This window comes from Rhodococcus sp. ARC_M5, from assembly GCF_022810405.1.
Taxonomy (GTDB): Bacteria; Actinomycetota; Actinomycetes; order Mycobacteriales; family Mycobacteriaceae; genus Rhodococcoides; species Rhodococcoides navarretei.
This window is the reverse complement of record NZ_JALGQE010000007.1, coordinates 127,762-152,549: the sequence shown is the minus strand read 5'-3', so window position 1 is coordinate 152,549 and position 24,788 is coordinate 127,762. Positions and strand designations below refer to the sequence as shown.

24 protein-coding genes and 2 tRNA genes are annotated in these 24,788 nt (G+C 65.3%); 13 read left to right on the top strand and 13 right to left on the bottom strand.

Annotated elements, in window-relative coordinates:
- Positions 1-5 precede the first annotated feature (5 nt).
- Both MTX34_RS13270 and MTX34_RS13265 read left to right on the top strand, forming a co-directional pair.
- The gene (locus tag MTX34_RS13270; protein ID WP_243609729.1) at positions 6-485 is read left to right on the top strand and encodes a ribose-5-phosphate isomerase; all 480 of its coding nucleotides are present in this window, start codon (positions 6-8) and stop codon (positions 483-485) included.
- Positions 486-1,280, top strand: a complete 795-nt coding sequence (locus MTX34_RS13265; RefSeq protein WP_243609728.1) for an Fpg/Nei family DNA glycosylase — start codon at positions 486-488, stop codon at positions 1,278-1,280.
- Here the strand turns inward: MTX34_RS13265 and MTX34_RS13260 are convergent.
- Together MTX34_RS13260 and MTX34_RS13255 are read right to left on the bottom strand one after the other, a co-directional pair.
- Positions 1,277-2,029, bottom strand: a complete 753-nt coding sequence (locus MTX34_RS13260; RefSeq protein WP_243609727.1) for a DUF1542 domain-containing protein — start codon at positions 2,027-2,029, stop codon at positions 1,277-1,279. The genes MTX34_RS13265 and MTX34_RS13260 overlap by 4 nt on opposite strands.
- A gap of 109 nt (positions 2,030-2,138) precedes the next feature.
- Positions 2,139-2,212 (bottom strand) — tRNA-Gly (locus MTX34_RS13255).
- 170 nt (positions 2,213-2,382) lie between these two features.
- Between MTX34_RS13255 and MTX34_RS13250 the strand changes: the two genes are divergently transcribed.
- The 5 genes from MTX34_RS13250 (at position 2,383) to clpX (ending at position 6,937) form a co-directional block, all read left to right on the top strand.
- Positions 2,383-2,456 (top strand) — tRNA-Pro (locus MTX34_RS13250).
- Between the two features lie 103 nt (positions 2,457-2,559).
- On the top strand, positions 2,560-3,939 hold the full coding sequence (tig, locus tag MTX34_RS13245; RefSeq protein ID WP_243609726.1) for a trigger factor: 1,380 nt from the start codon (positions 2,560-2,562) through the stop codon (positions 3,937-3,939).
- An 83-nt stretch (positions 3,940-4,022) separates the two neighbouring features.
- The gene (locus MTX34_RS13240) at positions 4,023-4,673 is read left to right on the top strand and encodes an ATP-dependent Clp protease proteolytic subunit (RefSeq protein ID WP_279393219.1); all 651 of its coding nucleotides are present in this window, start codon (positions 4,023-4,025) and stop codon (positions 4,671-4,673) included.
- Between the two features lie 46 nt (positions 4,674-4,719).
- A complete protein-coding gene (locus MTX34_RS13235; protein WP_008715342.1) occupies positions 4,720-5,361 on the top strand; it encodes an ATP-dependent Clp protease proteolytic subunit in 642 nt (213 codons plus the stop codon).
- Positions 5,362-5,656: 295 nt separating this feature from the next.
- A complete protein-coding gene (gene clpX / locus MTX34_RS13230) occupies positions 5,657-6,937 on the top strand; it encodes an ATP-dependent Clp protease ATP-binding subunit ClpX (protein ID WP_027497577.1) in 1,281 nt (426 codons plus the stop codon).
- A gap of 77 nt (positions 6,938-7,014) precedes the next feature.
- Here the strand turns inward: clpX and MTX34_RS13225 are convergent, their stop codons facing one another.
- From MTX34_RS13225 to MTX34_RS13215, 3 genes are all read right to left on the bottom strand, one after another.
- Positions 7,015-7,827 carry an N-acyl homoserine lactonase family protein gene (locus tag MTX34_RS13225; protein ID WP_243609725.1) on the bottom strand — a complete coding sequence of 271 codons (813 nt, stop codon included), beginning with the start codon at positions 7,825-7,827 and terminating at the stop codon, positions 7,015-7,017.
- Between the two features lie 8 nt (positions 7,828-7,835).
- Complete coding sequence (locus tag MTX34_RS13220) at positions 7,836-9,194, bottom strand: MFS transporter (RefSeq protein ID WP_243609724.1); 1,359 nt, start codon at positions 9,192-9,194, stop codon at positions 7,836-7,838.
- A gap of 179 nt (positions 9,195-9,373) precedes the next feature.
- Positions 9,374-10,051: a TetR/AcrR family transcriptional regulator gene (locus MTX34_RS13215; protein ID WP_243609723.1), complete on the bottom strand. Its 678-nt coding sequence runs from the start codon at positions 10,049-10,051 to the stop codon at positions 9,374-9,376.
- A gap of 110 nt (positions 10,052-10,161) precedes the next feature.
- Here MTX34_RS13215 and MTX34_RS13210 point away from each other — a divergent pair, with 110 nt between their 5' ends.
- A complete protein-coding gene (locus tag MTX34_RS13210; RefSeq protein WP_243609722.1) occupies positions 10,162-11,049 on the top strand; it encodes a shikimate dehydrogenase in 888 nt (295 codons plus the stop codon).
- Positions 11,046-12,935 (top strand): sugar phosphate isomerase/epimerase and 4-hydroxyphenylpyruvate domain-containing protein, encoded by a 1,890-nt coding sequence (locus MTX34_RS13205; protein WP_243609721.1) that lies wholly within the window; start codon positions 11,046-11,048, stop codon positions 12,933-12,935. Before MTX34_RS13210 ends, MTX34_RS13205 begins: the two co-directional genes overlap by 4 nt.
- 7 nt (positions 12,936-12,942) lie before the next feature.
- Here MTX34_RS13205 and MTX34_RS13200 read toward each other — a convergent pair whose 3' ends face one another.
- The 6 genes from MTX34_RS13200 to pcaH are packed head-to-tail and all read right to left on the bottom strand — an operon-like array spanning position 12,943 to position 18,863.
- The gene (locus MTX34_RS13200) at positions 12,943-14,154 is read right to left on the bottom strand and encodes an acetyl-CoA C-acetyltransferase (protein WP_243609720.1); all 1,212 of its coding nucleotides are present in this window, start codon (positions 14,152-14,154) and stop codon (positions 12,943-12,945) included.
- Positions 14,147-14,968, bottom strand: a complete 822-nt coding sequence (locus MTX34_RS13195; protein WP_243609719.1) for an IclR family transcriptional regulator — start codon at positions 14,966-14,968, stop codon at positions 14,147-14,149. Before MTX34_RS13195 ends, MTX34_RS13200 begins: the two co-directional genes overlap by 8 nt.
- Complete coding sequence (pcaD, locus tag MTX34_RS13190; RefSeq protein ID WP_243609718.1) at positions 14,965-16,146, bottom strand: 3-oxoadipate enol-lactonase; 1,182 nt, start codon at positions 16,144-16,146, stop codon at positions 14,965-14,967. The genes MTX34_RS13195 and pcaD overlap by 4 nt, the downstream gene beginning before the upstream one ends.
- On the bottom strand, positions 16,143-17,492 hold the full coding sequence (pcaB, locus tag MTX34_RS13185) for a 3-carboxy-cis,cis-muconate cycloisomerase (protein ID WP_243609717.1): 1,350 nt from the start codon (positions 17,490-17,492) through the stop codon (positions 16,143-16,145). Before pcaB ends, pcaD begins: the two co-directional genes overlap by 4 nt.
- 23 nt (positions 17,493-17,515) lie before the next feature.
- Positions 17,516-18,154 (bottom strand): protocatechuate 3,4-dioxygenase subunit alpha, encoded by a 639-nt coding sequence (pcaG, locus tag MTX34_RS13180; protein ID WP_243609716.1) that lies wholly within the window; start codon positions 18,152-18,154, stop codon positions 17,516-17,518.
- Positions 18,147-18,863: a protocatechuate 3,4-dioxygenase subunit beta gene (gene pcaH / locus MTX34_RS13175; RefSeq protein ID WP_243609715.1), complete on the bottom strand. Its 717-nt coding sequence runs from the start codon at positions 18,861-18,863 to the stop codon at positions 18,147-18,149. The genes pcaG and pcaH overlap by 8 nt, the downstream gene beginning before the upstream one ends.
- Before the next feature lie 108 nt (positions 18,864-18,971).
- Between pcaH and MTX34_RS13170 the strand changes: the two genes are divergently transcribed.
- Both MTX34_RS13170 and MTX34_RS13165 read left to right on the top strand, forming a co-directional pair.
- Positions 18,972-19,721 carry a CoA transferase subunit A gene (locus tag MTX34_RS13170; RefSeq protein ID WP_243609714.1) on the top strand — a complete coding sequence of 250 codons (750 nt, stop codon included), beginning with the start codon at positions 18,972-18,974 and terminating at the stop codon, positions 19,719-19,721.
- A complete protein-coding gene (locus MTX34_RS13165; RefSeq protein ID WP_243594062.1) occupies positions 19,718-20,365 on the top strand; it encodes a CoA transferase subunit B in 648 nt (215 codons plus the stop codon). The genes MTX34_RS13170 and MTX34_RS13165 overlap by 4 nt, the downstream gene beginning before the upstream one ends.
- Here the strand turns inward: MTX34_RS13165 and fdhD are convergent.
- A complete protein-coding gene (gene fdhD, locus MTX34_RS13160) occupies positions 20,342-21,187 on the bottom strand; it encodes a formate dehydrogenase accessory sulfurtransferase FdhD (RefSeq protein ID WP_243609713.1) in 846 nt (281 codons plus the stop codon). The genes MTX34_RS13165 and fdhD overlap by 24 nt on opposite strands.
- 25 nt (positions 21,188-21,212) lie before the next feature.
- Positions 21,213-23,420 (bottom strand): 4-alpha-glucanotransferase, encoded by a 2,208-nt coding sequence (gene malQ / locus MTX34_RS13155; RefSeq protein WP_243609759.1) that lies wholly within the window; start codon positions 23,418-23,420, stop codon positions 21,213-21,215.
- Between the two features lie 149 nt (positions 23,421-23,569).
- Here malQ and MTX34_RS13150 point away from each other — a divergent pair, with 149 nt between their 5' ends.
- Together MTX34_RS13150 and MTX34_RS13145 are read left to right on the top strand one after the other, a co-directional pair.
- Positions 23,570-24,001 carry an ATP-binding protein gene (locus MTX34_RS13150; protein ID WP_243609712.1) on the top strand — a complete coding sequence of 144 codons (432 nt, stop codon included), beginning with the start codon at positions 23,570-23,572 and terminating at the stop codon, positions 23,999-24,001.
- Complete coding sequence (locus MTX34_RS13145) at positions 24,001-24,786, top strand: SigB/SigF/SigG family RNA polymerase sigma factor (protein ID WP_037193137.1); 786 nt, start codon at positions 24,001-24,003, stop codon at positions 24,784-24,786. The genes MTX34_RS13150 and MTX34_RS13145 overlap by 1 nt, the downstream gene beginning before the upstream one ends.
- Positions 24,787-24,788: the final 2 nt, after the last annotated feature.

Here is a 24,788-nt window from a genome sequence, read left to right as displayed (position 1 = left end):
TAGGCATGCGCGTATACCTGGGTGCCGACCACGCCGGCCTCGAGTTCAAGAATCAGATCATCGAACACCTGACGGCGACCGGGCACGAGCCCGTCGACTGCGGTGCCTTCGACTACGACCCCGTCGACGACTACCCCGCGTTCTGCATCGACGCAGCACGCCGCGTCGTCGCCGACCCGGGTAGCCGCGGGCTGGTGCTCGGCGGTTCGGGAAACGGCGAGCAGATCGCGGCCAACAAGGTGCCGGGCGCTCGCTGCGCGCTGGCGTGGAGCGTCGAGACCGCCAAGTTGGCCCGTGAGCACAACGACGCACAGCTCATCGGCATCGGTGGCCGCATGCACACTCTGCCCGAGGCCCTCGCCATCGTCGACGCCTTCCTCGGCACCCCGTTCTCGGGTGAGGAGCGCCACCAGCGCCGCGTCGACATCCTGTCCGAGTACGAGCGCAGCGGCGAGGCGCCCGAGGTGCCCGGAAAGCCCGCGTAGGTGCCCGAAGGCCACACCCTGCACCGACTCGCTCGGTTGCATCAACGTCGGTTCGGCGGGGCACCGGTCGAGGCGAGCAGCCCACAGGGGCGGTTCACCTCCGGTGCCGCGCTGATCGACGGCCTCGTGCTCGAGACGGCCGAGGCCTGGGGCAAACACCTGCTGCACCGATACGAGTCCGATCTGATCGTGCACATCCATCTCGGTCTTTACGGAAAGTTCACCGAACAGGCTGTACCGCTGGACGATCCGGTGGGTGCCGTGCGGCTGCGCATGGTGGGGGAGAAGTACGGCGTCGACCTGCGCGGCCCGACGGCCTGCGAAATCTACACCGAACAACAGGTCGACGCCCTGGTGGCGCGCCTGGGGCCGGATCCACTGCGTAAGGACGCCGACCCGGATCGTGCGTGGGCGCGAATCTCCAAGTCGCGCACCGCAATCGGCACCTTGCTGATGGATCAGAAAGTGCTCGCCGGCGTCGGGAACGTCTACCGCGCCGAGATTCTGTTTCGCCACGAGATCAACCCGATGCGGCCGGGTAAGGACCTCGACCGATCCGAGTGGGACGCCATCTGGTTCGACCTCGTCGAACTGATGAAGATCGGTGTCCGACGCGGTCGCATCATCACCATCCGGCCCGAGGACGATCACGGCGACACCTACGGTGCGCGCAGGCCTCGCTCCTACGTCTACCGCAGGCAGGGTTATCCCTGCCGCGTGTGCGGTGCCGACATCCTGCACTCGGTGATGCAGGCTCGAAACCTGTTCTGGTGCCCGGTCTGTCAGGCGACCTAGAAACCGCCGAAGTCGCCGCCGCCGAAGTCCATGCCGCCACCGTCGTCCATGGCACCGAAGTCCGTGTCGCCGCCCATGTCCTCGCCCGAACCCCCGTCTGAACCGTCGGCTCCCATGTCGCCTCCGGCTGCGGTTTCGTCAGGTACCCCGGCCATGCCGGAGAACATCGCCGAGAACAGGAACATCGAACCCATTCCCCAGGCACCGGCCACGAGGGCCGGACGCCACCACGGCTCGGAGTACCAGCCCGCGGGCACCGGACGGCCCGCGACGCGGCCGCCCGGGTAGTAGTTCGGAGTGCGATCGGAGGGATCCGGTGACGCCGCAATCTCGCGGCCCTCGAAGTCGACCTTGCGATCCTCGGTGACGCGACCCGCCTGCTGCTGCCCGTCGATGCCGGCGATCTCCGGCCCTGGATCCATTCCCATGGCGAGTCGAGCAGCGCGAATGTAGTAGAGCCCCTCCAGGGCGGTCTGCTTGGCCAGCCGAGCCTGTTCGGGAGTAGTGGCCTGGTCGATCTGCGAACCGGCAGCGATGTTGCGTTCGGACGCGTCGGCCAGGGCCTGCTTGGACGGTGTGTCGGTGCCGATCAGGTTGTAGACCTGCCCACCGAGGCGTTCGATCGATTGACGGGCATCGGCCTTGGCGTCGGCCAGCGCGGTTTCGGCCGCCGCAGCCGAGTTCTTCTTGCTGCGCAGCACCAGCAGGGCCACTGCGGCTACGACGAGAACGATCAGGATTATTTCCACTGCAGGCCTTCCGCCGACGATGCATGTCCGGTTGGTACGGACAATTCGGACACCATCCAGGGTACGCGGACACGAAAAAGCCCCGCACCACGAGTGCGGGGCTATTCGGTGGAGCCGATGACGAGAATCGAACTCGCGTAGCCTGTTTGGAAGACAGGGGCTCTACCATTGAGCTACATCGGCATGCAAACAACAGTCGTGGGATCGCCAGTTCCGTCGCCTGCGTTTCAAGACTGTACCCAAAGCGGTCGCCGGATTCCAAACCGGCCTGTTGCGACCGGTCCGGCCCGACGTCATGGGTGGGGCGCCCATGAGGGGCTACTATCGGTTGCTGTTCAATGGTGTCCGTACGACGGGGTGTGGCGCAGCTTGGTAGCGCATCCGCTTTGGGAGCGGAGGGTCGCAGGTTCAATTCCTGTCACCCCGACAGATGAGGGCCGCGGGCACGGCTCACCGTGCTCGTGGCGAGCGAGGCAAGACCGCACGCCGGAACCACCAGCAATCAAGAATCACCAGAAGGAGCATGTCCCGTGAAGAGCACCGTCGAGCAGCTGAGCCCGACGCGAGTCCGTATCAACGTTGAGGTGCCCTTCGAGGAGCTCAAGCCTGATTTCGACCGCGCGTACAAGGCTTTGGCTCAGCAGATCCGCCTCCCCGGATTCCGTCCCGGTAAGGCTCCGGCCAAGCTGCTCGAGGCACGTGTCGGCCGTGGTGCCGTACTCGAGCAGGTCGTCAACGACGCTCTTCCCTCCCGCTACTCCGAGGCCGTGACCAACGAGAAGGTCAAGGTCATCGGTCAGCCGGAGATCGAGATCACCAAGATCGAGGACGGCACCGAGCTCACGTTCACCGCCGAGGTCGACGTCCGCCCCGAGATCGACCTGCCCGACTACTCGACCATCAGCGTCGTCGTCGATCCCCTCGAGATCAAAGACGAGGCCGTCGACGAGCAGCTGCAGTCGCTGCGCCAGCGTTTCGGCACCCTGACCGGTGTCGACCGTCCGGTCCAGTCGGGAGACTTCGTCTCGATCGATCTCTCGGCCACTGTCGACGGCGAGAACGTGGACGAGGCAACCGCGAGCGGACTGTCCCACGAGGTCGGCTCCGGCCAGCTCATCGAGGGACTCGACGACGCGATCATCGGCGTCTCGGCAGACGAGTCGAAGGAGTTCACCTCGACTCTGGTCGCCGGTGAGTACGCAGGTAAGGAAGCCGTCGTCACGGTCAAGGTCGTCTCCGTCAAGGAGCGCGAGCTGCCCGAGGCCGACGACGAGTTCGCCCAGCTGGCCAGTGAGTTCGACACGTTCGACGAGTTGCTCGCCGATCTGAGGACGCGCGTCGAGCGGGTCGCGAAGGTCGAGCAGGCCGGTCAGATCCGCGACAAGGTGCTCGAGACGCTGCTCGAGACCCTCGAGATTCCGGCTCCCGAGGCCGTCGTCAAGGCCGAGGTCGATTCCCAGGTGCACGAGGCCATCCACGGCCTCGACCACAACGAGGAGGCACTCGCCGAGCTGCTCGAGTCGCAGGGTTCGAGCCGCGAGGAGTTCGACAAGGACGTCAAGGAAGGTGCCGAGAAGTCGGTGCGCACCCAGCTCCTTCTCGATGCCATCGCCGAGGCCGAGAACACGCAGGTCGGGCAGGAAGAGCTCACCGAGCGGATCATCTTCCAGGCGCAGCGCTACGGCATGCCGCCCGAGCAGTTCATTCAGCAGGTCCAGCAGGCCAACCAGCTCGGTGCCGTGTTCGCCGATGTCAAGCGCGGTAAGGCGTTGGCCTCCGTCGTCGAGCGCGTCACCGTGACCGACACCACCGGCGCGAGCGTCGACACCGCCGAGCTGTTCGGCAGCCCGGCAGATGCTCCCGACGAGGTCGAAGCAGCAGATTCTTCCGAGGGCGAACAAGAGAAGTAACGCTCACAGCGAACGACGGCGGTTCCGGGACTCCGGAGCCGCCGTCTTTCGTTAGTGTCTGTGTCAGGAACCAACGATTTGTTATGGAAAAGGCAGGTACCGTGACTGTTCAGAATCCGGCGGCTTCGCACGAGCAGAGTCCCGTCATGACTTCGGCCGCAGCAGGGCTGAATCTCAGCGACTCCGTGTACGAGCGTCTGCTTCAAAACCGCATCATTTTCCTCGGTACCCAGGTCGACGACGACATCGCCAACAAGTTGTGCGCTCAGATCCTGCTGCTCTCGGCCGAGGACCCCACCCGCGACATCGCGCTGTACATCAACTCACCCGGTGGCTCGGTCACCGCAGGTATGGCCATTTTCGACACCATGGAATTCGCCGAGTGCGACATCGCGACCTACGGCATGGGTCTGGCTGCCTCGATGGGCCAGTTCCTGCTCTCCGCCGGTGCCAAGGGCAAGCGTTACGCCCTGCCGCACGCGCGGATCATGATGCACCAGCCCTCGGCCGGTATCGGTGGCAGCGCCTCCGACATCGCCATCATGGCCGAGCAGTTCGCACACACCAAGCGCGAGATGGCGGAACTCATCGCCCAGCACACGGGTCAGACCGTCGAGCAGATCACCGAGGACTCCGACCGTGACCGGTGGTTCACGGCGCAGGCAGCCAAGGAATACGGGTTCGTGGATCACGTCGTCAGCCGCGCGCGGCAGACCGGCGGCGTCGGCGAGTAACTCGCTCGGCACCCCGACCCTCGATCACTCACATCTTGGAGAAACGATGACAAACCTGTTCGATCCCAACCAGTTGCCGTCCTCGCGGTACATCCTTCCTTCCTTCGTCGAGCACTCCAGCTATGGCGTCAAGGAATCCAACCCGTACAACAAGCTGTTCGAGGAGCGCATCATCTTCCTCGGCGTTCAGGTCGACGACGCGTCGGCCAACGACGTCATGGCTCAGCTGCTGGTGCTCGAGGGTCTCGATCCCGACCGGGACATCACCATGTACATCAACTCACCCGGTGGCTCGTTCACCTCGTTGATGGCGATCTACGACACGATGCAGTACGTTCGCGCCGATGTTGCGACCGTCTGCCTCGGCCAGGCCGCATCGGCCGCGGCCGTGCTGCTCGCCGCCGGTACTCCCGGCAAGCGTGCGGCACTGCCCAACGCGCGTGTGCTGATTCACCAGCCGTCCAGCGGTGGCATCCAGGGCCAGGTCTCGGACCTCGAGATCCAGGCCGCCGAGATCGAGCGTATGCGTCGACTCATGGAGACCACTCTCGGCCGCCACACCGGCAAGGATCCCGACGTCATCCGCAAGGACACCGATCGCGACAAGATCCTCACCGCGGAACAGGCCAAGGACTACGGCATCATCGACACCGTGTTCGAGTACCGCAAGCTCTCTGCCCAGAAGTAGCAGAGCGAGTACCACCGGTCGGACGAAACGGTCCGGCAGAAGATCGAACGCCGGGTGCGAGTGTGAAACTCCGCCCGGCGGTCGTGATCGACGACCCGAATGCTGCATTCGGTGAAATCGGGTGGCGAATCACCGGAAACAACCCGCCCATGTTCGGCGAACACGGGTACCGTCGCATCCAAGAACTCGGTCGACCGAAGTCGGCATGACGACAGACCGAGAAGTAGCCCACGAAGGTTTCGGCCACATCCGGTCGGCGTGGGTCGTACGCGGACAAGGAAGTAGGAACCTCCGAATGGCACGCATCGGTGACGGTGGCGATCTGCTGAAGTGCTCCTTCTGCGGCAAGAGCCAGAAGCAGGTCAAGAAGCTCATCGCGGGACCAGGGGTGTACATCTGCGACGAGTGCATCGACCTGTGCAACGAGATCATCGAAGAGGAATTGGCCGAATCGAGCGAAGTCAAGCTCGACGACCTGCCCAAGCCCTCCGAGATCAAGGACTTTCTCGAGAACTACGTGATCGGTCAGGACGCTGCCAAGCGCACGTTGGCCGTTGCGGTCTACAACCACTACAAGCGCATTCAGGCCGGTGACAAGGCGCGCGACGTGCGAGGCGAATCCGTCGAACTGGCGAAGTCGAACATTCTGATGCTCGGGCCGACGGGGTGCGGAAAGACGTACCTCGCGCAGACCCTGGCCAAGATGCTCAACGTGCCCTTCGCCATCGCCGACGCCACCGCCCTCACCGAGGCCGGCTACGTGGGCGAGGACGTCGAGAACATTCTGCTCAAGCTCATCCAGGCCGCGGACTACGACGTCAAGCGCGCCGAGACCGGCATCATCTACATCGACGAGGTCGACAAGATCGCCCGCAAGAGCGAGAACCCGTCGATCACGCGTGACGTGTCGGGCGAGGGCGTGCAGCAGGCGTTGCTCAAGATCCTGGAAGGAACTCAGGCCAGCGTGCCGCCGCAGGGTGGTCGCAAGCATCCGCATCAGGAGTTCATCCAGATCGACACCACCAACGTGCTCTTCATCGTTGCCGGTGCGTTCGCCGGACTCGAGAAGATCGTGTCCGATCGGGTCGGCAAGCGCGGGCTCGGTTTCGGAGCCGAGGTTCGGTCCAAGGCCGAGATCGACACGCAGGATCACTTTGCCGAGGTGATGCCGGAGGATCTGATCAAGTTCGGTCTGATTCCCGAGTTCATCGGCCGTCTGCCGATGATCGCGTCGGTGACGAACCTGGACAAGGAATCGCTCGTGACGATTCTGTCCGAGCCGAAGAATGCGCTCGTCAAGCAATACCGTCGCCTGTTCGACATGGACGGCGTCGAGCTCGAATTCACCTCCGAGGCCCTCGAAGCGATCGCCGATCAGGCGATTCTGCGTGGTACCGGTGCTCGTGGACTGCGCGCCATCATGGAAGAAGTTCTGCTTCCGGTGATGTACGACATCCCGAGCCGCGACGACGTCGAGAAGGTCGTCGTGACGGCAGAGACCGTCAACGACAACGTGCTGCCGACCATCGTGCCGCGCAAGCCGGAGCGTCCGGAGCGTCGCGACAAGTCCGCCTGATACGCGTCGATCCGTCAGCTGAACGACGAATCCCCGACCTCATCGCGAGGTCGGGGATTCGTCGTTTCTCGCTGTTTTCAGCCGATGATCACCGCGTGCGCGCCCGGTGCGTCGGGCACGGCGGGAAATCGGCGTCGCACCAGTGGGTCGTGGCCTGGCACGACGATGCCGGTGCCCGCGGCGAGCTCCCGGATTCGGTCGAAGGCCCCGTACATGTCCGGCAGAGCATGCAGGATCGCGAACGGGCTGTCGTCCTCGATGTTCTCGTAGAAATGACTGGCGTCGGAGGCCACCACCACCGGGCCGCGGCGGGTGTTCGCTCTGACCACCTGCATGCCTGCGGTATGTCCGCCGACGGCGTGGACGGACAGCCCGGGGAACAGTTCCAGATCACCGTCGACGATGTCGAGTCGACCGCCGCGATCTGCAGAGCTGATGTGATCGGTGTCCGCTCGTGAATGCAGCCACTGCTCGCGGGTGATCCGAGCGGCCCACGGCCCGTTCCAGTACTCGAGTTCTCGGCGTTGCACCACGTATCGCGCCGCCGGAAGGTCCGCGACGACCCCGGTGTGGTCGTAGTGCAGGTGGGTCAGGATGCAGGTGTCGATCTCGCCCGGAGTCGGTCCCAGCTCGCCGAGCAGCTGGAGCGGTGACCCGAAGTAGTCGAGTCCGTCGATCGATTCCGCTGTGGCCGGCGATATTCCGGCGTCGATCAGCACGGTGCGGGTCTGTGAGAGTGCGAGCCACACGTAGTAGGCAACCTCCTGGCTTTCTGCACTGCGCTCGTCGCGTTGGTGAAAGAGGTTGCCGCGCACTGCTGTTCGACGGGCATACTGCAGGGCGAGCACCCTCCAGGTGCCCGCCGCTGCAGGTCGAAGTGTGTCGATCACGATCTCGGTCAGACCGACGCGACGCGCGCGCTGTCGGTGGTACGCGTCGGAAGACCGAGCTCGTCGGTGGGGGTGCGGAAGGTCTCCTTCGAGGTCGCAACGATGACGACGTTGATGGTGCAGAAGACCGCGGTGACGATCGCGACGGGCAGCCACGCACCGACCTCGGCTCCAGCGATCGCGCCGGCAATGGTGGGGGCGAAACCGGCGATGGCGAAACCGATCTGGGTTCCCAAGGCGGTGCCGGTCAGGCGGACTCGGGCCGGGAACATCTCACCGTAGAAGGAGGGCCAGACGCCGCCGGTGGCGCTGTGTACGAACCCGAACATCACGATGCCGAAGACGAAGATGAGGACGTAGTTGCCGCTCGAGATGGACCAGAGGTAGCCGAACATCAGGATTGCGCAGCCGATCGAGCCGAACAGGAACACGGGCTTGCGTCCGATGCGATCCGACAATGCACCGAAGAAGGGCAGTGCGAAGAGGGCGACGACGTTGGCGAGAACGCCGACCCACAGCATGGGGGTGCGTTCGAGACCGACCGTGTTCACGGCGTACGACAGTGCGTAGACGGTGAAGATCGTGCTGACCGAGGCGATGACGGCGGCGAGCATGACGCGGAGAACGGCCGAGCGATGGTTGCCGAGCAATTCGGCGACGGGCAGGCGCTGGGGTTCGGTGGAGGCCACTTCCTCCTCGAAGACCGGGGTCTCGTCGAGCGAACGGCGGATGACGAAGGCAGTGACGACGACGAAAGCGCTCAGGAAGAACGGGATTCGCCAACCCCAGCTGAGCAGTGCTTCCTCGGGCAACATGGCGACCGGCAGGAACACCGCGGTGGCGAGAATCTGTCCGCCCTGGGTGCCGCTGAGGGTGAAACTGGTGAAGAACGCGCGCCTGTCGTCCGGGGCGTGTTCGAGAGTCATCGAGTTCGCGCCGGCCTGCTCGCCGCCCGCGGAGAATCCCTGGCACAGCCGAAGCAGCACCAGGATGATGGGCGCGGCGATGCCGATGGATTCGTACGACGGCAGAACGCCGACGCCCAGGGTGGCGATACCCATCAGCAGGACGGTGGCGACCATGACCTTCTTGCGTCCGTGGCGATCGCCGATGTGGCCGAGAACCAGTGCGCCGAGCGGCCGTGCGAGGTATCCGACGCCGAAAGTGGCCAGGGCCAGCAGGGTTCCGGTCGCCGGGTTGGAGCCCGGGAAGAACACGCGGCCGAACACCAGGGCGGCGGCGGTGCCGTAGATGAAGAAGTCGTAGTACTCGAGGGCGCTTCCGACCCACGCGGCGGTCGCCGCTTTGCGCGGGTTCGCCCCGGGGCGAAGCGGCGTCGGGTGGGTGCCAGGGGTGTGCGAATCCATCGTTCTCGTGTCTCTCTTCGTGAGGCGGGGGAGCGTAGGCGCTGGTCGACGATGCGTTCTACGGCGATCGGACCGCTAATGTACTAAATGGTTAACACCGGGTGCCTCTGAATAGTGAACGTGATCCATGCCACGTGTCAACCCCTGAAGTGACGAGACCTACCGAGACAGCGTGAATATCAGCGAGAAGGCGAGGTCAGGTACGCGATGATCATGTCCCCGAGCATCGAGCGCAGACGCTCGCGATGCTGGGGATCGGTGAGGTCGCGGCCGAAGAGGGCCTCGAAGGTGTACCGGTTCGACAGCCGGAACACGCAGAAGCTGCTGATCGTCATGTGCACGTCGAGGGCATCGACATCCGTGCGGAACACCCCGTCGGCCTGACCTCGAGTCAGGATTCTCGACAGCAGTTCCGCAGCGGGATTGCCGAGGTTGCTCAATGCCTCGGACGTGGAGATGTGTTCGCCGCGCAGGATGTTCTCGGTGGAGACCAGGCGGATGAAGTCGGGATTCTCCTCGTGGTGGTCGAACGTCAGTGATGCGATGGCGCGAATGGCTTCGATCGGTCCGAGGCCCTCGACGTCGACGTCTCGTTCCCGCTCACGAATGCGCAGGTACGACTGCTCGAGAACGGCCTTGTACAGACCTTCCTTGTCGGTGAAGTAGTAGTACAACATCCGCTTGGTCGTGTGCGTGCGCTGGGCGATCTCGTCGATGCGCGCCCCTGCGAAGCCCTTGTCCGCGAACTCCTCGGTGGCCACCTCGAGGATGTTGTGCCGGGTCAGGTCGCTGTTGCGTCGACGTTTGACGGTGGGTCCGCTGGTGTCGTCGGACGTGTCGGTTGCGCGCGGGGACATGGATCGACTCTATCGGCGCCAGTTCCGGCGAAAGGGTTGGGCGCGAGGCGGACGCGTAGTACCGTCGAGCTAATTCACCAATTCGTACATTAAGGCTCGAGGAGATCGACATGCCGGAATCCCTGCTCTGCGGACTGATCGGGACGGGTATCGGCAAGTCGCTCACGCCCGCGATGCACGAACGGGAGGGCGCCGAGCACGGGCTGACCTATCAATACCGGATCATCGATCTGGACAGCCGAGGACTGACCGTCCTGGACCTGCCCCGTCTCGTCTCGACCGCCGCAGACCTCGGATTTCGAGGACTCAACATCACGCACCCGTGCAAACAACGCGTCATCTCCACTCTCGATGCGCTCTCCGAGGACGCAGTCCGACTCGGGGCCGTCAACACCGTGGTGTTCGCGGACGGCCGAGCCGTCGGCCACAACACCGACTGGTCCGGATTCGATCGCAACTTCGGCCGCGGTCTACCCGGTGCCGACATCGGTGACGTGGTGCAACTCGGTGCCGGGGGAGCGGGGGCGGCCGTCGCCTACGCGATGGCCCGCCGCGGCGCAGGCAGGCTCACTCTCGTGGACGCCGATCCGCTTCGGGCACAACAACTCCGAGAATCCCTATCGGCGATGTTCCCCGATGTAGAAATCCTCTCGGCAGGCCTCGACCGGCTCGCCGCTGTTCTCGAGTCCGCAACCGGCCTGGTGCACGCCACTCCGATCGGAATGGTGGAGCATCCCGGATCTGCAGTGCCCGAGGCACTCCTGCATCCGAACATGTGGGTTGCCGAGGTCGTCTATCGACCCGCCGAGACCGAGTTGCTCGCTGCCGCATCCCGAGCGGGGTGCCGAACGCTCAGTGGAACCGGAATGGCGGTGTTCCAGGCCGCCGACGCCTTCGAGATATTCACCGGACGCACCGCCGACGCCGATCGCATGGTCGCGCACATGAGCTCGTTGATCGCGCAGGAGGATCGCGTCACCGCAGGTGCACTCGCATGAGCACCATTGCCACGTCGGTGGCCACCGTGTCGCTCAGTGGGTCTCTCGACGAGAAGATGCGCGCCATCGCAGACGCCGGGTTCGACGGTTTCGAGGTGTTCGAGCCGGACTTGATCAGCTCACCGGATCTTCCCGAGGACATCGCGAAGAAGGCAGCGGATCTCGGTTTGACCCTCGACCTCTATCAGCCCTTCCGCGATGCCGACTCGGCGGACCCGGAACAGTTCGCCCGCAACCTCGTTCGCGCCGAACGCAAATTCGACGTGATGGAACAGCTGGGGTGCGATCTGCTGTTGGTCTGCTCCTCTCCGCTGGCCGGTGCCGTCCGTGACGACGCCCTGCTGGTCGAACAGATGGCAACTCTCGCCGAGCGTGCGCATCGGCGCGGAATGCGACTCGCGTACGAGGCGTTGGCGTGGGGTGCCCACGTCAACACCTACCGCCACGCCTGGGACATCGTCCGGCAGGTCGATCATCCCGCGCTGGGAACGTGCCTGGACAGCTTCCACATCCTCTCCCGCGGTGACGATTCCGCAGGCATTCGCGAGATCCCCGGCGAGAAGATCTTCTTCCTCCAGTTGGCCGATGCCCCGCACCTGGTGATGGACGTACTGCAGTGGAGCAGACATCACCGATGCTTCCCCGGTCAGGGCAGCTTCGATCTGGCGCGCTTCGGTGCCGATGTCGCGGCCTCCGGATATTCCGGCCCGTGGTCGCTCGAAATCTTCAACGACGTCTTCCGACACTCCGACACCGGCCGCACGGCATCCGACGCACATCGGTCGCTGCTGTACCTCCAGGAGCAGGTGCGCAGCGTCGAAACACCCTCTGCCGGCAACGATCTGTTCGCGCCGCCACTTCCGGGCCCGATCGAGAACGTCGTCTCCCTCCGGATCGCGGCAGGGCCGGCGAAGGCAGCGCAGCTGGGCACCACACTGCGGCACCTGGGCTTCGATCTGACCGCAGCGCACAGCGAACACGGACTGAGCCTGTTCACCCAGGGTCCACTGGCCGTCGCCGTCGACACCACGGTGGACACGCTGTGGACCGCACCGGGCGTCCCGGCTCACCTACCGGCGTTGGCGCAGATCGGGATTCGGAGCGAACGACCGGATCTGTGGCTGACTCGGGCACGCGCACTGGGAGTCACCGCGTCCACCGTCTCGATGCCCGGTGTGGCAGACGCGACCGATGCAGTGGTGCGCCTGGCCGTGACCGGTGCGACGTCGCTGGACCTACGCACCCGCGACAGCGCAGGAGCCTGGCAATCGGCATTCGATCTGGTGCCCCGAACGCCGGAACAGAACCGGCCATGCGTCTCCCACGTGGATCACATCGCACTCGCCGTGCCTGCCGAGAGCTGGGATTCGGTGATGCTGCTGCTGCGCTCGGTGTTCGGCATGGTGCCACACGAGGGCCAGGATGTCGTCGACGCCATCGGCCTGGTTCGTAGCCGAGCCCTCACCCTCGCCACCGCCAACGGCACGATTCGACTCTCGCTCAACATGGTGCCCGGCCGCCCGTCCGATTCGGACCCACTGCCCGCCGCCCGGCGCGGAGGCGTCGGACATGTGGCGTTCGGGTGCGAAGACATCTACGCCGCTGCGAGAGCAACGACCGAACGCGGGCTCACCCCGCTGCGGATCTCGCCCAACTACTATCACGATCTCGACGCGCGATTCGGACTCGGCTCCGAGACCCTGGACGCGATGCAGCGTCTGGGGATCCTGTACGACGCGGACGCGACCGGCGGTGAGTTCTTCCACTTCTTCACCGAAACCGTGGGCGACGACCTGTTCTTCGAGGTGGTCCAGCGAGTTGGTGGCTACGAGGGTTATGGAGAGACCAATTCGGCTGTGCGACTGGCGGCGCAGCTCCAGTACTGACGTCTGATCAGCCGATTCGCTCGAACACCGCAGCAAGTCCCTGTCCGCCGCCGATGCACATCGTCTCGAGTCCGTAGCGGACCTCTCGGCGGTCCATTTCGCGCAACAGCGTTGCCAGAATGCGGGCTCCGGTGGCACCGACCGGGTGGCCGAGCGAGATGCCGGAACCGTGGGGGTTGAGGCGCGGATCCTCGGGGTCGATGCCCCAGGACCTGGTCACGGCGAGAGCCTGTGCGGCGAACGCCTCGTTGAGTTCGATGATGCCCATGTCGTCGAGACTCAGTCCCAGCCGACCCAGTGCCTTCTCGCTCGCGGGGACCGGCCCGATCCCCATCGTGCGTGGGGCAACGCCTGCCACGCCCCAGCCGGCCAATCGCGCCAGCGGCCGAAGGCCGAGCGCGGCAGCCTTGTCCGGGGTGGTGACGATCGCGATCGCGGCACCGTCGTTCTGTCCGCTGGCGTTTCCTGCGGTGACCGTCGACTCGGGGTCGATCGACGCGTGGATCGCCTTCAGCTTCGCCAGTGACTCCACGGTGGTGTCGGCTCGCGGATGCTCGTCGGTGGTGACGAGCAACGGATCCGATTTACGTTGGGGGACCGACACTCCCACGATCTCCTCGGCGAACACACCGCTGTTCTGTGCGGCGACTGCACGTCGGTGGGACTGGACGGCGAGGGCGTCCTGATCGGCGCGGCTGATGGAGAATTCCGCGCGCAGGTTCTCTGCGGTTTCGATCATGCCGCCGGGCACCGGAAAATTCTTGCCGCCCGCAGTCACTCGCGCCCGGGCGAGACGGTCGGACAGAGCTACGGCCTCGGCCTTGACGCCCCAGCGCATGCCGGTGGCGTAGAACTCGGTCTGACTCATGCTCTCGACACCGCCCGCCAGAACCAGATCGTTGCCCCCGGACTGAACCTGCATGCACGCCTGCAATATTGCTTGCAGACCGGATCCGCAGCGACGGTCGACCTGCATCCCGGGAACGTCGATACCCAGATCTGCATCGAGCGCCGCAATGCGTCCGATGGCCGGTGCATCACCGTTCGGAGACGCCTGACCGAGGATCACGTCGTCGATGTCGGCACCGGAAATGCCAGTGCGGGCCACGAGTTCGGCGATCACCGTACCGGCAAGAGCCTGGGCGGAAATGTCCTTGAACTGGCCGCCGAAGCGACCGACCGGGGTCCGAAGTGGTTCACAGATCACGGCATCAGGCATGGGAGGTTCCTCGCTTGTCGTTGGGTCCGGTGCTCACCCGGAGCAGGTCGATCTCGATGGCGCGGGTGGCGTCGAGCAGAGCCGGAAGCAGTTCGGTGCGCACCGCATCGGCGGAATGCCGCGCGGCCTGGGTCGAGACGTTCGCCGCTGCGACCACTGCTCCGTGTCCGTCGTGGATGGGAGCTGCGATGGAGCGCAAACCCTCCTCGAGTTCCTGGTCCACCAGGCAGAAGCCGTCGGACCGGACCCGGTCGAGTTCGCGGCCGAGCGCATCGGGTGTGGTGATCGTCTTGCCCGTCAGGGGAGTCAAGCGCACGCGGTCGAGGTAGGCCGCGAGTTCGTCGGCAGGCAGTCCGGCCAGCAGCACGCGACCCATCGATGTTGCGAACGCGGGGAACCGGGTGCCGATGTTGATGCCGACGGTCATGATGCGGCTGACCGGAACTCGGGCGACGTACACCACGTCGTCACCGTCGAGAATCGAAACCGAGGACGATTCGCGCACCCGTTCGGCGAGAGCCTCCAGATGCGGCCCCGAGACTTCCGGGAGCGACAGGCTCGACAGATAGCTGTAGCCCAGCTCGAGCACCCGCGGAGTGAGCCAGAACATCGAGCCGTCGGTGCGGACGTAGCCGAGTTCGACAAGGGTGAGCAGGAACCGTCGGGCGGTGGCTCGGGTGAGTTCGGTCGCTCGGGCGACGTCGGAGAGTGTTCGACGCGGATGCTCGGCGTCGAAGGCCCGGATCACCGCAAGACCACGGCCGAGGGACTGGACGTAGTCCGAGGACGGCGGTGGCGATTCCGCAGAGTTCACGAGGTACCCGATTCGGCTTCGGTGGACGCCTCGGCGATGGCCGCGTTCGCGAGACCGAATGCGCTGTTGCTGTTCGGAACTCCCGCGTACACGGCGGTGTGCAGGAACACCTCCGCCAGGATGTCCGGGTCGGTGCCCGCTCGCAGCGCTGCTCGGATGTGCATGTCGAGTTCGTGCTGATTGCCCACGGCCGTCAGGATCGCCAGCGTCAGCAATCTGCGGGTGTGGTGATCGAGTCCCGGCCGATTCCAGATATCGCCCCATGCGGTGCGGGTGATGAAATCCTGGAACGGCGCGGTGAAGTCGGTGCGCGCGGCGATGCTGCGGTCGACATGCGCATCGCCGAGGACGCTGCGCCGCACCGCCATACCGGCATCGTGGGCCGCTGCGCGTCCGACGGCATACGCATCCGATCCGATGTGTGCGGCGATCGCCGCGGTGACGGGCCCGGCTTGCTCGACGTTGGCCAGGTGCGCGGCCGGGTCCAGAACCCGGAACGTCGATCCGGAGACGCCGTCGGCGATGATCCTCAGGTCCTCGGGGGTGGTCGAGGGATCCTGCCTGCCCGCGATCACCAGGGTCGGAGCGGTGATTCGGTTCAGATCCGAACGAGAATCCCAGTCCGACAACGCCTCACAACATGCTGCGTAGCCCTCGTCCGAGGTATCGACGATCATCCGGCGATGCCGATCGACGAGATCGGCGTCGCGTGCCGACAGTTCGGGGGTGAACCAGCGCTGGAGTACGGCGTCGGCCAGCGACGCGGTTCCCGCCGATCGGACCGCTGCGGCCCGATCGAGCCAGTGCGCCGGCTCACCGAACTTGGCCGAGGTGCACAGCAATGTCAGAGTCCGCACTCGCTCCGGGCGATGGATGGCGATCCACTGCGAGACTGCGCCGCCGAGCGAGAGACCGACGATGTGAACACGCCGAAGGTCGAGGGAATCCAGCAGCGCCAGAACGTCTTCGGCGAGTTCGGTCACCGAATAAGGCCCTGACGGCACGGGCGATCGTCCGTGCCCGCGCAGGTCGACGGCGAGAACGTGAACGGAGGCGGAGAGTGTGCCGATCTGTGGGTTCCACATCGTGCGATCGGAGCCGAGCGAACCGATCAGCACGACGGTCTCCGCGTCGGCGCGGGGTCCTTCGGTGCGTTCGTGAGCAAGTGCGACGGTCATCGTGAATCCTTCGATTCTGTGGTGTGTTCGGTGTCGAGGGCATGCTCCGCGAGGATCGCGTCGACCAGTTCGGGTGCGTGGCCGAGATATGCGGCCGGGTCGAGTAGTTCGCGCACCCTCGACGGTGGAAGAAATGCTGTGATGGCAGGGTCGCTGTCCAGCGGTGCTCCCGCCGCGCATCGGGCAGTGACTATCTCGCGGGCCTGCTCGGTGTGCGCTGCCAATTCCGCGGTGACACGTTCGGCGAGCAGAGCGCCGCCCGTTACGTCGAGATTCCGGGCCATCGCGTCGGGATGAACGTGTAACCCGCTCAGGCTCTGCGAGAGTCGATGGGCGGCACCACCGGTGAGGCGCAGCAGATCGGTGATCGTCTCCCATTCGGCGTGCCAGGCTCCCGCGGCGCGCTGGTGTTCGTGGTCCATGTTCGACAGCACCGTGGCCACCGCACCCGGGACCCGCCGGGCCGCGGCGCGAGCCGTGACGGCGGCAACGGGATTGCGCTTGTGCGGCATCGCCGACGATCCACCCGGCGCGTCCTCCGCGACCTCGCCCAGCTCGGTGGCGGACATCGACACGATGTCCGCGGCGATCTTGCCGATCGTTCCAGCCGCGATGCCCAAGGAGCACGCGATGTCGGCGATCGCGGTGCGGTCGGTGTGCCAGGGCGCGGTCTGTCGATCCAAGCCCAGTTCGAGGGCAAGCGCCGCGGCAACGGCCGGTCCGTGCGGATGCACGGCCGCGAGAGTGCCTGCCGCCCCGCCGTACTGGATGGTGCACGCGCGTCGAACGGCAGCAACCCTGGTCTGCGCGCGGCGCAGCCCCGAGAACCAGTTCGCAGCCACCAGGCCGAAGGTGGTGGGCAATGCCTGCTGGCCGAGAGTGCGGGCCGCCATCGGGGTGGTCCGGTGGGCCAGGGCGAGACCTCGCGCAGCGGCACTCGCAGCGTCGAGCGAGGCCTCGATCACACCGAGTGCAGTGCGGGAGACGAGCATCAGCGCAGTGTCCATGATGTCCTGGCTGGTGGCCCCGGGATGCACTGCCGCGGCAGGAACCTCGGCCTCGGCCACTTCGTTCCGAAGGATCTTCACCAGTGGGATCACCGGATTGCCCCCGGCTGCCGCGTCCACTCCGAGCCTTGCGATGTCCAGGTGCGCTCCGAGTTCGGTCGCAGCAGCGGCAACGACCTCGGCGTGACCGGCCTCCACGAGACCGACCGAAGCCGCGGCCTGGGAGAGCGCCGCCTCGACGGCGAACATCGCTGTCACCCAGGCTCGGTCGCCCACGAGCGGCGCAATCTCGTCGCTACCGAACGTCGGATCGAACAGTGCCCCTCGTTCGGATTCCATCGTCCCCTCTCGCCAATCGAGTGTCACAGCGCGAAGAACGGAGTCTCGTCGCCGTCCGGATCGGTGTTCTGCAGCACGATGTCGAGGTGATATCCACCGTGCACCGGTGCTGCGACGAGTCTGGCACGCTTGTGTTCCGGCAGGGCGGACAACACCGGATCGACGGCGTTGGCCTCGGTTTCGTCGGGAAAATACACCCGCGTCACGGCTCGGTCGAGCATCCCGCGGGCAAAGACACTGACGTCGATGTGCGGTGCTTCGACACAATCGTCCTCGGCCGGCAATGGTCCGGGCTTGATCGTGGTGATCGACATCGTTCCGGTCTCGTCGGCGAACGCGCGCCCGAAGCCGCGGAAACCGACTGTGCGCGACGGCACCGCACCGCGCGGATCGTCGGGGTGATCGAACCGGCCGTCGCCGTCGGCCTGCCAGGTCTCGATCATGGCGTCGGACATGGGGTTTCGGGCTCCGTCGATGACCGTGAACGATACGGTGATCTCACCGTCGGTGCCCTGCGGTACCACGCTCTCACCGTCGGGCCACAGTAGTCCGATGTGGACGTAGGGGCCGACGGTCTGGGACGGGGTCTGTCCGAACGGAGCGGTGGTGAAGTCGGCACCGGCGGCCACCGGGTAGCGCGGGGCGAACTCTGATTCAGTCATCGTGATCGTCCTCCTCGAAGGGGGTGGCGTTCCGGCCGCGCAGCACGATGTCGAATCGAAATCCGAGGGCCCAGTTGTCCTGTGTCGCTTCGTAATCGAATGTGCTGATCATCCGAGCGCGCGAGTCCTCGGGGGCGGCGTTGAAGATCGGATCCTGGAAGAACATGGGATCGTCGGGAAAGTACATCTGGGTCACCAGCCGTTGGGTGAACGCCTGGCCGAACAAGGAGAAGTGAATATGGGCGGGTCGCCACGCGTTGTGGTGGTTGCCCCAGGGATATGCGCCCGGCTTGACCGTGGTGAAGCGATACCTGCCCTCGGCATCGGTGAGTACGCGACCGGTGCCGTTGAAGTGCGGGTCCAGCGGTGCGGGCCACCGGTCGCGGGTGTGTCGGTAGCGACCTCCCGCGTTGGCCTGCCACACCTCGACGAGGGTGTTCGGAATGGCCTTGCCGTCACTGTCGAGCACGCGTCCGTGTACGACGATCCGCTGCCCCTGTGCCTCACCGTTGTTGGCCAGCGTCAGATCGGCGTCGGCTGCAGTGACACGTCCCTCGCCCAGTACCGGTCCGGTGATCTCGGTGAGTCGCTGGGGGAGCAGGGTCAGCGGCTGCGCAGGATGACGGAGGGCAGTGGTCCGGTAGTCGGGAAAGTCGAGCGGGGCATGGACCCCCGACTGATCCCGGTACTCGGGTGGGAGACGAAGCATCGACGGTTCCTCACGATTGTGGTGATCTACGCAATAGTCACAGTAGCGAAGCGTTCGCATGGTGGCAACCTGTTCACATAACGCACAGGATGAGGTAGCGTGCGTCCCATGTTGGACAAAGTCGTGGCCAGCGCCACCGAAGCCGTAGTGGACATGCCCGATGGTTCGTCGATCGCCGTCGGGGGATTCGGTTTGGTGGGAGTGCCGGAAATTCTGATCGATGCCGTGCTCGCGCAGGGTGCGACCGATCTGGAAACCATCAGCAACAACTGCGGAACGGACGGCTTCGGCTTGGGAGTGTTGCTGGCGCAGCACCGCATTCGTCGGACCATCAGCTCGTACGTCGGCTCGAACAAGGAGTTCGCGCGGCAGTACCTCGCCGGCGAACTCGAAGTCGAACTCACCCCGCAGGGCACCCTCGCCGAGCGACTACGAGCCGGCGGTGCCGGAATACCGGCCTTCTTCACGCCCGCAGGCGTCGGAACCCAGGTCGCGGACGGCGGATTGCCGTTGCGATACGACGGCAGCGGTGGCATCGCTCTGGCCAGTCCGCCGAAGGAGACCCGCGAGTTCGACGGTGTCACCTACGTGATGGAACGCGGGATCATCGCCGACTACGCGCTCGTGCACGCCTGGAAGGGTGACCGCCACGGCAACCTCGTGTTCCACGCCAGTGCGCGAAACTTCAATCCACCAGCCGCCGCGTCGGGGCGTATCACCGTCGCGCAGGTCGAGCACCTCGTCGAGCCGGGCGAGATCGGACCGGACGAGGTGCACACCCCGGGTATCCACGTGCAGCGAGTGGTCCACGTCGGACCGGTCGAGGTCGGTATCGAGCAGAGGACGGTACGAGCATGAGCGAGAAGATGACCCGCGAACAGATGGCGGCTCGGGTAGCGCAGGAACTCGGCGACGGCCAGTACGTCAATCTGGGCATCGGAATGCCGACCCTCGTGCCCAACTACATTCCCACCGACGTCTCGGTGATCCTGCATTCGGAGAACGGAGTGCTCGGCGTCGGACCCTATCCCACCGAGGACGAACTCGACGCCGAGATCATCAACGCGGGCAAGGAAACCATCACCGTCCTTCCCGGTGCCTCCTACTTCGACTCCGCGCAGTCGTTCGGAATGATCCGCGGCGGCCAGGTCGACGTCGCAGTGCTGGGTGCGATGCAGGTCAGTGCCACCGGTGATCTGGCGAACTGGATGATCCCCGGGCACATGGTCAAGGGCATGGGCGGCGCGATGGATCTGGTGCACGGAGCGCGGCGCGTCATCGTGATGATGGAGCACGTCTCGCGCACGGGCGAGCCGAAGATTCTCGAACAGTGCACCCTGCCGTTGACCGGCAAGGGGTGCGTGCACAGGATCATTTCCGACATGGCCGTGCTCGACGTCACCGCGAACGGCCTACGTCTCGTCGAGACCGCGCCCGGTGTGTCGGTGGACGAGGTCAGGAACGCGACCGCAGCCGAACTACTGGTCGACGCTGCCGTCTGAGACGAGAACGCGGTCGGCGTGGGAGTAGAGGTTCATCGACCGACCGCGGAGAAAGCCGACGACCGTCAGACCGGATTCGGTCGCGAGGTCGACCGCCAGCGACGACGGGGCCGAGACCGCCGCGAGAATCGGTATCCCGGACATCACCGCCTTCTGGGCCAACTCGAACGAGGCGCGCCCGCTGACCATCAGCACCGTCCCCTGCAAGGGAATTCGATCGGTGGTGACCGCCCAGCCGACGACCTTGTCGACGGCGTTGTGGCGTCCGACATCCTCACGCAGAACGAGCATCTCGCCGTCTGCGGTGAACAGGGCTGCGGCATGCAGGCCGCCGGTGGCATCGAAAACCTTCTGCGCAGCCCGCAACGTATCGGGTAGCCCGGAAAGAGTGTCCGACGTCACGACGACGGAATCGGCCACGGGGGAATGCTTGGTGCGCAATCGAATTGCGTCCAACGATCCCTTGCCGCACACCCCACACGAGGACGTCGTGTAGAAGTTCCGCTCGACGCCGGTCTCCGGCGGGGCGACACCCTCGGCCAGGGTGACATCGAGGACGTTGTAGGTGTTCGCGCCCTCGTCGTCGACCCCGTCGCAGTAGCGAGCCGCCGCGATGTCGGCTCCCGAGGCGATCACACCTTCGGTCAGCAGGAAGCCGTGTGCGAGCTCGACGTCGTGGCCGGGAGTTCGCATGGTCACGGCAAGTGCTGAGCCGTTCACCCGCAACTCCATCGGTTCCTCCACCACGAGGGTGTCCGGGCGCTCGACGCGGTGCTCGCCCCGGAGTCGGACGACGGGTCTGCGGGTAGTGATGCGGCCCATCAGTATCGGCTGAATTCGCGGTGGCTCATTCTTCGATTGTGGACCCCGGCGTTCTCGGGCTCTCGACTCGGTCGGCCATTGCGCTCACCAACGAGACCATCCGGGGGTGATCGACGAGATCGTCGACGAGTACTCGCTTGCCTTTCGCGTCGGCCAACGGGATCTTCCAGTTCTCGTACTGGGTTTCGTCGGTACCGGGCTGGTTCTGAATGCGGTGTTCTCCGACGGCGTCGACCAGAGCGACACCGATCAGCAGGGATGGACTGCGCTGGACGAGGCGATGCAGAGCTTCCACCGTGTCGTGGTTGTCGGCGTCGGCGTCGAGCAATCCGCGTTCCCGTGCCATGTCGAGAACGGCCTCGCGTGCGCGTGCGTCGACCTCCTTCTCGGAATCGATATCGCGTTCGAGCAGGCCGAGACGTGACCGAAGGTCGATGTGTTCGCCGTCGAGGTAACCGGCCGTGGGCGGCAGATCGTGGGTGGTCACCGACGTCAGGCAGAGGCTGCGGTAGTTCTCGGGCGGGATCGGCCCCGATTCGTCGGCCTCGAACCACAGGATCGAGGTGCCGAAGATGCCGCGTTCGGTGAGGTACTCCTGCACCATCGGCTCGAAGACGCCGAGATCCTCGCCGACCACCACCGCGCCTGCGCGCTCGGCCTCGAGGGCCAGGATGCCGATCAGGGCCTCGTGGTCGTACTCGACATACGTTCCGCCGCCGGCGTTCTCGGCCTCCTGCGGGATCCACCACAGACGGAACAGGCCCAGGATGTGGTCGACGCGGATACCGCCGGCATGACGAAGGATCGTGCGCAGCATGTCGCGGTAGGGGACGTACGCCAGTTCGCGGAGTCGGTCGGGATCCCACGGGGGTTGGTTCCAGTTCTGGCCCTGCTGGTTGAAGTTGTCCGGCGGCGCGCCCACCGTGACTCCCGACGCCAGCACGTCACCGAGAGCCCAGGCGTCGGCTCCACCGCGTGCCACGCCAACGGCGAGGTCGTGCATGATTCCGATGTCCATCCCCGCGTCGAGTGCAGCGCGTTGCGCGGCGGCCAGCTGTTCGTCGCAGATCCACTGCAACCACATGTGGAAATCGATGCGTTGGGCCAGCTTTGCGCGTTGTTCGAGCACGAAGTCGGTACGCGGGTGTGCGGCTCTGTCGGTCCACGCCGAATTCTCCGGTCCGAATTTCTCCGCCAGGGCGCTCCACACCGCGAAATCGCGCAGTCCGGAACCCTCGCGTTCGACGAATGCACGGAATGCGGACTCGCGGGCCGGGCTCCGTTCCACCTTGTGAACACGTTCCAGGGCGCGCAGTTTCGCCGTGAAGGTCGAGTCTCGATCGAGCTTCCTGGTGCGCTTGTTGGCCTTGTCGAACCGTTTCGCTGCTTTCTGGACCTTGCCGAACTGTTCCGGCGACAGCAACGCGGTTTCGCGAATGTTCTCCACTCGGATGTAGAGCGAATTGAAGAAGCGCCGCGTGGTCGGCAGATACGGCGACGCCTCGACCGGTGTGGTGGGTCGGTCGGCGTGCAGAGGATTGACGAGGAGGTAGTCGAACGCGTGCTCACGGCCGGCGATGTCGGCCATGTCCTCCAGGTCGCCGAGATCGCCGATTCCCCACGATCGCTTCGAGCGCACCGAATACAGCTGGGTGAGCAGACCCGTCCGTTGCCGATCTGTCAGTTCTGCGTTGGGCGACAACGTCTTCGGGGTGACCACCACGACGGTGTCCGACGTTCGGACCGTATTGTCCTCGCTGATGGTCGTCGCGGTCAGGCTGTGCCAACCGAGCGGTGCACTGCCCGGAACGACGAACGTGGCGCGACCGATGAGGCGGCCGTCGACCTCGCGGGGATCGACCCAGACGTCGGCCTGGGTCACGTCGATGGTCTCGCCGTCCTCGGACACCATCGACACCTCGACCGGATTGCCGTGTGGCACATGCACCCACACCACGGCATCGCTGCCCTGGGTGGCCACCACGACCGGTGGCAGCAGGCGCCGCCACGGTGCGTTCTCGATGTCGGCCAGAGCGCGCTCGACGTCCTCGGTCGATTCGGTTGCGTAGCCGCGAGCGGCAAGCACCTGACGCAGGGTGTCGTCGCTCACGTCGTGTTCGGTGTCGTCCCAGCCTCGATACGAGGTCGAAGTGCCGAGGCGTCTGGCCAGAGAGCGAAGTGCCTGCGAGTAGTCCACATCGATGATCGTGCCAGTTCGCTGCGCCCGCGTCATGCCGGCCGGGCCGTCGTTCACCTGCCATCGGCTCGAATCGAACGATCGGCGGGCCCGGTTACCCGACTGCCAGGATTGAAACGTGCGTCGCTGGGTAGTCTGGCTCGGCGAACGGTAAGACGACTGCTCGGCGACGATGGGAAGTGCGGATGGCTGGGGTCAGCAAGGTCGAAGAACTGGAGCGCGGTTCCGGTGCACCGGTCGAGCTGAGAGTGCGGGCCGAGGCCGACCAACTTCCTGTGGTTCGTGCCGTCGCCGAAACTCTCGCGGTGCTGAGCGACTTCACGCTCGACGACATCGCCGATGTGAAGTTGGTCGTGGACGAGGTCTGTTCGCAGCTGATCAAGGGTTCGGTCACCGATGCAGAGCTGTCGTGCACGTTCTCGGTGAGCAACTCCGGAATCCGAATCGTCGTCACCTCCACGTTGGCACCGACGTCGGTACCGAAGAAGGACAGCTTCGGCTGGCACGTGCTGCAGACGTTGACCGACACCATCGAGCTGCGCGCCGACGACGCCGTCGAGGGCGCGGCCGGTCGCGTGGTTGCGATCGACGTGGTCAAGCGGAGGAGCACGGTCTAGTGCCTGTGCCGCACGAACGAAGCACACGGCGAGAGTCCGACGATTACAGCGACGTTGTCGCGCTGATCCAGCAGATGCAGGCGCTCGACGAGAATTCACCGCAGCGTCGAGTGCTGCGCGATCGCATCATCACCCGCTGCCTCCCTCTCGCAGAACACATCGCACGACGCTTCGGCGGTCGCGGTGAAGCACACGAGGACCTCCTGCAGGTCTCCCGGCTCGGCCTGGTGAACGCCGTCGACAGGTTCGACATAGAACGCGGCTCCGACTTCGTGTCGTTCGCCGTGCCCACGATCATGGGCGAGGCCCGCCGCTACTTCCGCGACGCCGGATGGTCGGTGCGGGTACCGCGTCGCATGAAAGAACTGAACTCGATGATCTCTCAGGCGGTGGGATCGTTGTCGCAGAAGCTCGGTCGTGCTCCGACCGCCAGCGAGATCGCCGCCGAGCTCGGCATCGATGTCAAAGAAGCCTCGCAGGCGCTGCTCGCTCGCAGCGCGTACCAGACCGTGTCCGTCGACTCGGTGGTCAGCGAGGATCGGTTGCCGCTGATGGACACCCTCGGTGCCGACGATCCGGAGCTCGAGAAGATGGAAAGCTACCTCGCCGTGCGCCCCGCACTCGAGAAGCTGCCGGAGCGGGAGCGTCGAATCGTCGTCCTTCGATTCTTCGGGTCGATGACTCAGACTCAGATCGCCGAGAAAGTGGGGATTTCGCAGATGCACGTCTCGCGAATTCTGGCTCGCACGCTCGCTCAGTTGCGTGAAGACCTCGGCGAGGACTGAAG